General features: G+C 68.2%; 9 protein-coding genes. 5 read left to right on the top strand and 4 right to left on the bottom strand.

Annotated features, from left to right (window positions below; all coding sequences use genetic code 11):
- The 4 genes from FJV41_RS53900 to FJV41_RS26705 all read left to right on the top strand — a co-directional run.
- Positions 1–258 (top strand): hypothetical protein (locus tag FJV41_RS53900; protein ID WP_246137428.1); only part of this gene is annotated, 258 nt, incomplete at its 5' end.
- A gap of 86 nt (positions 259–344) precedes the next feature.
- Positions 345–617, top strand: a complete 273-nt coding sequence (locus tag FJV41_RS53895) for a hypothetical protein (protein WP_141645386.1) — start codon at positions 345–347, stop codon at positions 615–617.
- A 115-nt stretch (positions 618–732) separates the two neighbouring features.
- Positions 733–1,656, top strand: a complete 924-nt coding sequence (locus FJV41_RS26710; protein ID WP_141645385.1) for an RNA polymerase subunit sigma-70 — start codon at positions 733–735, stop codon at positions 1,654–1,656.
- Positions 1,657–1,730: 74 nt separating this feature from the next.
- Positions 1,731–2,549: an alpha/beta fold hydrolase gene (locus tag FJV41_RS26705; RefSeq protein WP_141645387.1), complete on the top strand. Its 819-nt coding sequence runs from the start codon at positions 1,731–1,733 to the stop codon at positions 2,547–2,549.
- Positions 2,550–2,898: 349 nt separating this feature from the next.
- Here the strand turns inward: FJV41_RS26705 and FJV41_RS26700 are convergent, their stop codons facing one another.
- The 3 genes from FJV41_RS26700 to FJV41_RS54660 all read right to left on the bottom strand — a co-directional run bounded on the left by FJV41_RS26700 (position 2,899) and on the right by FJV41_RS54660 (position 9,121).
- Positions 2,899–3,783 carry a hypothetical protein gene (locus tag FJV41_RS26700; RefSeq protein ID WP_141645384.1) on the bottom strand — a complete coding sequence of 295 codons (885 nt, stop codon included), beginning with the start codon at positions 3,781–3,783 and terminating at the stop codon, positions 2,899–2,901.
- Positions 3,784–3,791: 8 nt separating this feature from the next.
- Complete coding sequence (locus FJV41_RS26695) at positions 3,792–4,154, bottom strand: cytochrome c oxidase assembly factor Coa1 family protein (protein WP_141645383.1); 363 nt, start codon at positions 4,152–4,154, stop codon at positions 3,792–3,794.
- Between the two features lie 62 nt (positions 4,155–4,216).
- Entirely contained in the window at positions 4,217–9,121 is a 4,905-nt protein-coding gene (locus FJV41_RS54660) for a tandem-95 repeat protein (RefSeq protein ID WP_141645382.1), read from the bottom strand.
- A 259-nt stretch (positions 9,122–9,380) separates the two neighbouring features.
- Here FJV41_RS54660 and FJV41_RS26685 point away from each other — a divergent pair, with 259 nt between their 5' ends.
- Positions 9,381–10,373 (top strand): hypothetical protein, encoded by a 993-nt coding sequence (locus FJV41_RS26685; protein ID WP_141645381.1) that lies wholly within the window; start codon positions 9,381–9,383, stop codon positions 10,371–10,373.
- 15 nt (positions 10,374–10,388) lie between these two features.
- Here the strand turns inward: FJV41_RS26685 and FJV41_RS26680 are convergent, their stop codons facing one another.
- Entirely contained in the window at positions 10,389–11,003 is a 615-nt protein-coding gene (locus FJV41_RS26680; protein ID WP_141645380.1) for a glutathione S-transferase family protein, read from the bottom strand.
- Positions 11,004–11,039: the final 36 nt, after the last annotated feature.

The following is an 11,039-nucleotide window of genomic DNA, read 5'->3' as shown; positions in this document are numbered from 1 at the left end:
ACCTTCGGGGGCGTATTGCTGGGGGCTGGAACCGGGGGCGGCCTTGGGCTGCTGGCCTCGACGCTGGTTCCGAAGAAGCACGAGGATATCGCGCCGCTTCTCTTCCCGGCATTCGCCATGGCCGGCTCACTCATCGGCTACGAGGTGTCCCACGCCTCGAACATGGCGCCTTCGGCCCCCGCCGCCGAGGTGAGCATCCTGCCGGTGCTGGCTCTCGACGCGAAGGGAAGCATGCTGGGCCTGTCGGGCCGGTTCTGACGACCCCGACGCAGGTGCTCGGGGCCACCGGCGCGAGGAGCAGGCAGACGCGCTGGCGCACTGGCTGCGAATACACCTCAAGGTGGATGAGACCGCGCCGGAAGCGCTGCGCTCCGCCTGACTCACGACGCACGAGACACCGAACCCGAAGTGGCACCACGTGGGAGCAGCAGGCCTACGTCAACGCCTCCAACACGGGGGGCAACGACAACTTTGGCCTGCGCCTGGCGCTCTCGGCGGATGGCCACCTGCTGGGTGTGGGTGTCCCCTACGAGGACAGCAAGGCGAAGGGCATCAACGGCAACCAGGCGGACAACAGCAGCGAGGACAGCGGCGCCGTCTACCTCTTCAAGCTCTGAGCCGCCCTCGCGCGGGCCTGCATCGAAGCCGCGCCAAGCCCGCGTTTTCACTGGGGCCGGGGAGGAATCATCGGTCGACCGATGATTCCGGCCCCTCCGCGTCGTTTGGGTGTGGATGATAGAGACCACACCCTCCCCGCCCCTGATGACCGCCTTCGACGCGCTCGTGCGGCCGCACCGCCGCGCGCTGCATCTCCACTGCTACCGCATGGTCGGCTCGTTCGCGGAGGCCGACGACCTGGTGCAGGAAACGCTGCTGCGCGCGTGGAATGCGCGCGATGCGTTCGACGCGAGCGGCGGTGAAGCCGGGATGCGGCGCTGGCTGTACCGCATCGCCACGAACGCCTGCCTCGACCACCTGCGAAGCTCTTCGCGGCAGGCGGCCTCCGCGCGTTCGTTCGCCGAGATTCCCTGGCTGCAGCCCTACCCGGACGTCCTGCTCGAAGAGGAGGCCGTCACGCGCGAGTCCATCGCCCTGGGCTACCTGGCCGTCATCCAGCGACTGCCGCCGAGGCAGCGGGCGGCCTTCGTGTTGTGCGAGCTCCTGGACGGGTCCGCGGCTGAGACGGCCTCCCTGCTGGAGACCTCGGTCGCGGCGGTCAACAGCAGCCTCCAGCGTGCCCGCGCCACGCTCTCGCGCCACGAGCCCCCCGCGCGCGGCGACACGGTGAGCGCCGACGAGCGCGCGCTGCTGGAGGCGTTCATCTCGGCGCACCAGAGCGGCGACTGCAAGGCGTCCATCGCGCTGCTCACGCGCGACGTGCGGGTGACCATGCCCCCACTGCCCGCGTGTTTCGAGGGCGTGGACCAGGTGCTCCCGCTCATGGAGCGCGCGAATGCCATGGGCGAGTGGCGACTGGTGCCGGCGTGGGCCAACCGCATGCCCGCGGCCATGAGCTACCTGCGACGACCGGGAGACCCCGCGTTCCGCGCCTTCAAGCTCGACGTGCTGCATGTACGCGACGGCCGCATCCACGAGATTACGACGTTCGAACCCAGGCTGAAGGCCGCCTTCGGTCTGCCGGAGGTGCTCGCGTGAGAACGCTCCTTGTCGCGCTGTCCCTCCTCGCCGTCTCCTGCTCCTCCATTCCCTCCTCCCGAGGCGCTTCCTCCATGACGACCCCCACCCTCCCGACGAAGACCGGCCATGCCCAGGTGAATGGCCTGCGCCTCTATTACGAGGTGCGCGGCGTCCCCGCTGACGGAGTCCTGCCGCTCGTGTTGCTGCACGGAGGACTCCACAACACCCTGATGGACGCGCCGGTCGCGACGCGCCTCGCGCAGGGGCGCCAGGTCATCTCGGTCGACCTCCAGGGCCACGGCAGGACCGCCGACATCGACCGCCCCTTGCGCTACGAGCAGTTGGCGGACGACTTCGCGGCCCTGCTCGACGAGCTGCGCGTGCCGCAAGCGGATGTACTGGGCTACTCGCTCGGCGGGGGCGTCGGCCTGCGCCTCGCCGTCCAACATCCGTCGCGGGTGCGCAAGCTCGTCGTGGTGAGTTCGCCGTTCAGCAGTACCGGCTGGTACCCGGAGGTGGCCACGGCGTTCCAGCACCTGACGGGCGCGCTCGCCGACATGATGAAGCCCGCGCCGGTGTACCAGACCTACGCCGCCATCGCGCCTGATGCGACGGGCTTCGCGCGCCTCATCGACAAGACCGGCGAGCTCCAGCGTCGCCCCTACGACTGGTCCGTGGAGGTCTCGAAGCTCCCCATGCCCGTGCTCCTCGTGTTCGCCGACGCGGACTCCATGCCGCCCTCGTACATCGCGCGGTTCTACGAACTGCTCGGCGGGGGCCAGCGCGACGGAGGCCTCGACGGCAGTGGTCGCCCCAAGTCGAGCCTCGCCATCCTGCCCGGCCACACGCACTACGACCTGTTCGAGTCCCCCGCGATGATTACAACCGTCGAGCCCTTCCTCGGGCCCTGACCTGCCGGGCGAAGCCGAACCTTCCGCGTCAGGCGCCCCCAATCCGGTCGCTGCGTCATGCGCGCGTCAATGCCTGTCCACAGCCCGTCCCACGTCCGACATGGCGCCCTCTGAAGTGCGACAGACGCCGCTGCATTCCTTATGCAGCGGACCGGAGGGCGTTAGATATTGGTGACGAGGATCCTCTTGAAGGCGTAGTCCGGACAGGGGATCCGCGGGTCGTTGCTCAGGGTGATGGAGGTCTGGTACCGCGCGCCAACGGTGGTGAGCTCCCGGGGCTGTTGATTGAAGATGAATGAATTGGGAGCGTCAGGATGCCCGCGATATGCGGTCGCCGTCAGACCCTGGATCAAGTGCCTGGGGACGGTCCACCGAGACGAACTCCACGCATGGCTCGCACCGAGCGCGCAAGGCTCTCAATGGATACCGAGTGGCCGCGCTCCGCCAACAACTCGACGAGCACCGCCATCGACGCGTCATCGCCGAGCGCCATGAGCGCCTGGCTGCGCGAATCACTCGCCAGCCATGTGAGCGCCGCGCGTGGTGCCAGGCCCTTGCCCTGACGCAGCCGGTCCTCGACCTCGGGCTTCAGCGCGGAGCGCCCTGCGTTCGCGAGGGACATCACGCGGTCATAGTCGACAGAGCCGTCCGCATCGAACACGGTGGGCTCGAACACTTCATCGAACGTCGCGTGGTCGTGGATGTCGGGGGTGAACTCGGTCCAACCGCGCGCCCCACACACCACCGTGCGGCGGCACCGGTCCGCGTCGACGCACGTGGTGCCATCCAGCAACACGAGAGCGGCTTCACACGAACGCGCCACCAATACCGCGCCGCCGTCGCCCCACGCTCCACTCACGATGCCGAGCCCGCCGCCGACAATCAGGTTGCCCTTTATCTCGACGCGTGCGCTCGCGGCGAAGCGCACGTTTCTCGCGCGCACGTCGCCAGTCACCACCAGCGCGCTCGACAGGTAGTCGTTGGTCCTGCACACGAGGTCACCACTCGTCTCGAGGTCTCCATCGATGACGACGGCCCATGGACCTCGCCCGCTCTTGATGGTGTCCTCGCAACGCACGCTGGCATTGACGATGCGTGGCACGACGATGCCATTGGTCTCTGGGTCGTTTAAATCCTCGGTCTCCAGGAACGAGGTGAGCCAATCCGCTCCGGCAAACCGCCTGGCGACTTCCGCGAACGTCGTCACTTCACCGAGTTCATCGAGCCGAATCATGGGCCTGTTCAGAACTCGGCGACGACGTTGATGACCTTGCCGTCCTGCGCCATCACTCGAAGGCGGCTGAATCCCCAGACCTGGCTTGTCTGAACCGCCTTCACATGCAGCACGCCGTCCTGCTTGCTTCCCGAGAGCGCAATCTGCATTTCGGCGACTGCGTTATCGTCACGAGCCTGGGTCGTGCCCGAGAAGAAGAAGCTGCCACTCACGGGCGCGCCCAGTGTCTGGATGACCTGCTGATGGTTCACGACCCGAGCGAGCGCCTCCTCATGGGGAAACTGACCCCGGAACCACATGCCGCCGCAGCCGCAGCACATCAACGGAAGTCCCACCAGCGCTCCAAGCGCCCACTTCAGCGTCGGCGACATTCCTGGCTCCCGGCCCTTCTGGGCCTGACAACGTGACGGGGAGCACTCTAAGCGTGTGCTGCCTATACCGATAGAAACGAACGGGAACCCCGGCGCACGAGCCGTCCGAGGAGGAGCACGAGCGCGAAGGCAAACGGCGCCGAGGCGCCCGCCCCTGGATGCGCCTCACAGCCACATCCAGAAGTCCGTGGCCTCTCATTCCCGGTTCCAGGGTCGACGGGAGGCGGCGACGCGCGAGGAACCACGGTGAGGGCGCGCGAGGGCTCCGTGGCGCTGTGCCCGCCCTGGTTGTCCACCGCACGAACCCGCCAGGAATGCAGTCCCACCGCGAGTCGCTCGTCCTCTCCCTTCAGCTCTCGCGACGTGGCCCCCGGGAGCGCGAAGGTCCGGACGACGCGCCCCTCCTGGAGGAACTCCAACACGTAGTCCAACGCGTCCCCATCGACGTCCACGGCTGCCTCCCACTGGAACGTGGCAAGTCCTCCCTCCACCACGGCTCCGTCCACGGGCGACAGGAGCCGGGGCATCGAAGGTGAGTCATTGATGGGCGCCACGTGGATGGACACCGTGGCGGGCTCGGACTCATGCACGCCATCGGAGACGCGGAAGGTGATGCGGTCCTCTCCGTGGAAGTTCGCGGCCGGCGTGTAGCCGCGCTCCGCGCCCTCGCCGCTCAAGGTGCCGTGCTCCGGAGGGGACTCGATGCTGAACGTGAGCGTGCGGCCTTCGGGGTCCTGTCCCTGGAGCGTCACTGCGATGTCCGTGTCCTCCGAGGTGGCCACCTCACCCTCGGTCGCCGAGGGCGGCAGGTCGGGCTTCGGAGGAACGATGAAGGACCACTCCGCGGAGGGCCCGCTGGAAGCACCGTGGGAGTCGCTCGCGCTCACGCGCCAACGCCAGACACCCGCCGGCAGCGCCTCCTCATCGCCGAGCGCACGCGACGTCCGCGCCGTGGCATGGCGGTGGACGACGACGCCCGCCTGGAGCAACTCCACCTCATAGCTCACCGCGTCCGCCTCGAGGTCCGTGGCGGCTTCCCATTGGAAGGTGACTCGACCGCTCACCGCCTGGGACACACCGTCCGCGGGCGACAAGAGCCTGGGGACGGATGGGGCGTCGTTGACCGGGTCGACCTGGAGAGACACCGTCGCCGGAGCGGACGACAGCTCTCCATCGGAGACCGTGAACACGAAGCTGTCGGCCCCGTGGAAGTTCGCGCGAGGCGTGTACGTCAACGCGGCCCCCTGTCCCGCAAGCACTCCATTCGCTGGCGGCGTCGTCACGGTGAAGGTGAGGGCCTGCCCCTCCGGGTCCTGTCCCCGCAGGACGAGTGACAGCGCGGTGTCCTCGTTCGTGGCGGCGGTATGGCCGTTCGCGATGGGCGGCTCGTTCCTTCGAGGCAGGGAGATGACGACTCGCTCAGCGGAAGGCGCGCTCGAGGCGCTCCTTGCGTCCACGGCCCGCACCCGCCAGGAGTAACGCCCCACGGGAAGCCCCTCCGCCTGAGGCAGCGTGTACGTGGTCGACGCGGTGACGCGCGTCCGCGTCACGACTCCATCCTGGAGGAGCTCCAGGTGGTAGCTCACGGCGTCTCCCTCGATGTCCGTGGAGGCGCTCCAGGTGAAGGTGAAGAGTCCTCCCTCGGACTCGGTGCCATCCGCGGGCCCCAGCAGCCCCGGTACCGACGGTGGGTCATTGACGGGCGTCACCTGGAAAGAGACGGTCGCTGGCGCGGAGAGCAGCTCCCCATCCGAGACCTGGAAGGTGAAGCTGTCGAGGCCGTGGTACTGGGCCGCTGGCGTGTAGAGGTAGTCCACGCCCGCTCCCCCCAGGGTGCCATGCGATGGCGCGGGGCCCAGGGAGTACGTGAGCCCCTGCCCCTCGGGGTCCGTCCCCTGGAGGATGAGCGCGAGCGCGGAGTCCTCGGGGAGCAGAAGGCTCTGCCCCAGCGCGGTGGGCGGCTCGTTGTCGTTGAAGGAGACAAACCGTCCACGGCTTCGCCTGCTCTGGATGGACGGCGAAGCGTCATAGCGCTGGTAGACGACGAAGGCCGACCGTCGCAGAGGGGACGCGACGATGGCGGGGACCTCCTCCGCCTGGGCGTCCGCCGCGATGGACAACCCCTCGGGCTCGCGAACGAGCCCCGCCCCGGTCACCCGCGCCCCGTAGATATCGCCCTTGAACCTGTAGGACGAAACACCCGGGGCCTCGTTCCGGAAATCCCTCCAGACGACGAGGTACTCCGCGCCCAGGGAGGCCACGCTCGGGGAGGCATGGCCTTTCGTCGACTGGGTGATGAGGATGCCCTGGGGGTCAAGGACCTGTCCGTCGCTCCTCACTCGCATCCCCAAGACGGCGTATGCCGCTCGCCAGACCACCAGGTAGTCCGCGCCATTCGAGGCGAGCCGAGGCTCCGGCCGCACAGAGGGGGCGGTGACGAGTCTCAGCCCTTGCGTATCCAGCACCGCGCCCGCGCTCGTCACCCGCGAGCCGTAGACGTCATTGTTGACGCTGGTGGTGGTGGTGGTGTTCCGCGCGTCCTGCCAGACGACGAAGTAGTCCTTCCCGTTGGAGGCCACCGAGGGCAGGGACCTGGACCTGAAGGACCTGGCGATTCGAATGGCGGGCTTGTCCCGCACCACGCCCGTCCTCGTCACCCGCGCCCCGAGAATGGGGCCGTTGAAGTCGAGGTCATCCGCCCAGACCACCAGGTAGTCCGTCCCGTTCGAGGCCACGGCCGCCCCACCCTCCACCTCGGCCACGTTGGAGATGCTCAGGGCCTGTGGGCTCAGCACCTGCCCCGAGCCCGCCACCTGGACGCCCGCGACAGCCGGAGCGCCCGCGCCGTACGTGCTCCACACGACGAGATAGTCCGTGCCGTTGGAGGCCACGGCGGGCGCGCGCTGATCGAAGGCCGCGGTGGAGAGCGCGATGCCCTGTGGGTCCAGCAGCTCACCCGTGGGCGTCACCCGCGCGCCGTAGACGTCGCTGCCGCCGCCACGAAGGTCTTCCCAGACCACGAGGAAGTTCGTGCCGTTGGTCGCCACCGCTGGCGCGAGCTGCGTGTTGCTCGCGGTGGTGAGGACCCGAGGCGTGGGCGAGTCCACCACCGCCCCCGTCCCCGTCACCCGGGTGCCCTCGATGATGTGGGAGCTACGCGACGTGGTCGCCGCCTGGCTCAGCCAGACCGCGAAGAAGTCCGCGCCGTTGGATGCCACCGCGGGGTACATGCGCGTCTGGACGGAGGTGGAGGGACCCAGCGCCCGCTGCGGGCCGAGCGTGCCCTCGGGCGTCACGAGCGCGCCATGGACGCCGCTGCCCTGGTCCCACGCGACGAGGTAGTTCGCCCCGTTGGCGCTGACGCGGGGCTCCACATAGCTGGCGCGTTGCCGGGAGATGAGCAGGCCGGTGGCGTCCAGCACGTCGCCCTCCGCCGAGAGGCGCGCGCAGTAGATGCCACCCCCGGCTGCGTCACCGATGCTCTCCCAGGCGACGAGGAACCCCGTGCCAAGGGAGGCCACCGACGGGCGCATCTGCAGCTCGTGCATGCTGGCGATGACCCGGCGAGACTCCGCCACCACCTCGCCCAGGGCAGAGACCCGGGCTCCGTGGAGGTCTATCTTCCCCGGGGCGACGTAATCCTCCCAGACCACGAGGTACTGCGTGCCATTGGAGGCCACGGAAGGATTGTAGTGACGGTCCGACGGCTGCGACAGATTCAGGCCCACGGGCTCCAGCCGCTGCCCCGTACTCGTCACCCGCGCGCCCACGATGCTCGCCTTATCGCCACTTGGATACTGTCGCTCCCACACGACGAGGTAGTCCGTACCCACCGAAGCCACCTTCGGGTCGTGTTCGTCGTGACTGTCGAGCGAGAGGGCGATGCTCGGGGTGTCTTCCACGCGCCCGTTGCTCGTCACTCGCGCGGCCTGGATGTCCGCGGTGGGGCCGGTGATGCCACCGGGCAGGGTCCTCCAGACGACCAGATAGTCCGTGCCATTCGAGGCGACCGCCGCCGAGTCCTGGTGACCCGGCTCCGTGGAAATCTTGATGCCGGAAGGGTCCAGCACCACACCCGCGCTCGAGACCCGGACGCCGTGGAGCGCGCCGTAGTACTCGCCACGAGCGTCGGACCAGACGACGAGATAGTCGGTGCCATTGGAACCCACCGCGGGAGGGCCCTTCCATTCCCCCCAGGCGGGACCGTGGACAGGCAGGTCCACGCCCTGCTCGGGGGTGATGACCGTCGCGAGGGTGACCGGGAAGACGGAGGACTTCAGCAGCGCCTCGGGCACGCGGAATCCAAGGGACTGGTCCGCGTATTCGACTGGAAGCGTCGTGCGCTGGCCCTGGCTGTCCACCCAGGTGGCATGGCCATAGCGGAACCCAAGGCCCGTCTGGGGGGCCGCGAAGTGGAGCCCCTCGGCCGTGCTCTCCACGAAGGCAAGCCCCGTGGCGCGCATGCGCAGCAGGAGGTCTCCCTGGCCTCGCGGCGCTCCAGGCAGGTGCCACGACTGGGTGACTCCTTCTTCCTCGTTGGCCAGGTGCTCCGTGAGCTCCGCCCGCTCCAGGCGGAGGCGGCCCTTGGCCTCCACGCTTCCTGTCGCCTCCCCCTGTTTCAAGAGTGCATCACCTCGTTGCAACCGAGCCGGTCCCAGATGCAGCGGCGCGCCCTTCACCCGCCCATCCCGGGGTGAGAAGGGCGACAGGGACATCCCGTTCGTGGAGGCCCGGACCTCATAGGTCGAATGGCCCCCGCTCCACTGCTCGCCCTCGGGGCGGTACGCGAAGTGGACCTGCCTCATGACGGAGGCGACGTCGAAGGGCGCGCTGACCGCCGTGCTCGTGGGCGCGGCGACGGGCTCGGCGGGAGGTCGTGAGCGACAGCCCATCCAGGCGAGGAGCGCGACACCCAGACAGAGGCGCAGGGCGCCCCCGGATGCGTGACGAGGGAAAGTGGAAGGCATGGCGGTCGTGAGGTGGGGGATGAGTGCTTCCGCCGGGCCCGGAAAGCATCGAGAGGAGCAGGTGCTCCCTGTTGAGTCGTGGACGCCAGCTTGCACCACCTGGGCCACGACGGTGTCTGCCTGATATTGCGTCCCGCGGGCGTCGTCTGCGCAAGGCGTTGCACGGTGCTGCGCAGCGGCCTGCTCGACCCGGTGGTTCACGCGCCGGAGTCCGTGGTGAATGTCGCAGGATGGAAACACCCCGAAAGGAACCGCACGCATGCCGCAGCGACTCTTGTTGATGCTCTTCGGAATGTTGGTGTCCTGCGCCACCACGCCGAGCCCCAGTGACGCGCTCAAGACTCCCGCACCGGTGCCCGGCCGACCGCTCGCGCTGCCGGTGAAGTTCAGCGAGGACCGATTCTTCGTGCAGCCCGTGACGCGCGAAGGGCAGACGCTGACGTTCTACACGGACACGGGGGGAGGCCTCTTCATCCTGGCGGATGCCGTGACGCGACTGGGCCTGCAACGGATTGCCAGAGCGGCAGGAGGTGAGGATTCCGAGGACTGGGTACGGATGCCTGACTTCCGAAATGAAGCCTGGATGCCAATGCCCGAAGGCACCGAGGGACAGCTCCCCGTGGCGGCAATGGAGAGGGTCCTGTCTGAACTCGGGGATGGAATGCTTGGTCAGGGCTGGTTCGCCGGACGGGTCTGGACCTTCGACTACCCCGGCGGAAAGCTGTGGCTGCGCGCGGCGAGAGACGTTCCGGAGGTCGCTCCCGCTCACCGGGTGGCGCTGGGGTTTCCTACGGATGCGACGGGAAAGCGGCAGGCGAACTTTCCTCGCATCCAGGTTCGGGTGGACGGAGAGACGCTCGACCTGCTCTTCGACACGGGAGCGATGCTGTCGCTCACGGAGTCCGCCAGGAAGGTGCTCGCGGATGAGCGGCCGGCGACCCGGGCGACGAACTTCATCACTCGCTCCACCTTCGAGCGCTGGCACCAGCGTCACCCGGACTGGCGGGTCATCGAGGATGGAGACACCTACCTTCCAGGCTCAACGCTCATCGAGGTTCCCCGCATCGAGGTGGCGGGTCATGAGGTCGGCCCCGTCTGGTTCACCACCCGGCCTGACCCGAACTTCCGTGAGTTCATGTCGCAGTTCATGGACAAGCCCGTCGAAGGAGCCTTGGGAGGCAATGCGCTGAGGTTCTTTCGCGTGACGGTCGACTACGACCAGGCGGTGGCCGTCTTCGAACGCGCCCCTTGAGACCTCCACCGTGTCCTACCCTGAAACCGCCGTCCTCACCGCCGGGCGTCGAGTGTGACTTTTGACGTACTCGACCAACCGCGGATGCCCGTCGAGCAGCGTCAGCGTGTGCGCCAGGTGGAGGATTGATGCCATCAGCACATCGGCGGCGGTGAACGCGTGTCCCACCAGGAACTCGCGGCCGCCGAGTCCCTCGTCGATGACATCCAGCAGGGTCGCGAGGCGAGTCCCGAGCTTCGCGAGGTCGTCATTCGAGCGCGCGGCCGCCTTCCGCTCTTCGGGCAACCGCGCGTGTCCGTGGAACTCCATCACCACGGGCTCGAGGCTCACCTCGGCGAAGGCCATCCATTGGTAATAGAGGCCGCGCTCCGCGGAAGCCATCCGCGGCGCCAGGCCCTTCTCCGGGAACAGGTCAGCCAGATGGAGGCAGATGGCCAGGGCCCCCAGCAGCGTGACGTCTCCATCCACGAGGACGGGAACTTCGCCCAGCGGATTGACCGACAGGTAGGCGGGAGCGGTGTTCTCCTGTCGAGCAAGGTCAAGCTTGACCAGTTCGTAGGGCACCCCGAGTTCCTCCAGCAACCAGCGAGCACGGGTCGCTCGGGTTCGAGGGGCGAAGTACAGCTTCATGTATGAGCTCCTGAGGTTGGCGAGCGGCAACATGAT

The sequence above is a fragment of the Myxococcus llanfairpwllgwyngyllgogerychwyrndrobwllllantysiliogogogochensis genome, from assembly GCF_006636215.1.
GTDB lineage: Bacteria > Myxococcota > Myxococcia > Myxococcales > Myxococcaceae > Myxococcus > Myxococcus llanfairpwllgwyngyllgogerychwyrndrobwllllantysiliogogogochensis.
This window is presented reverse-complemented; position numbering and strand designations above follow the sequence as displayed.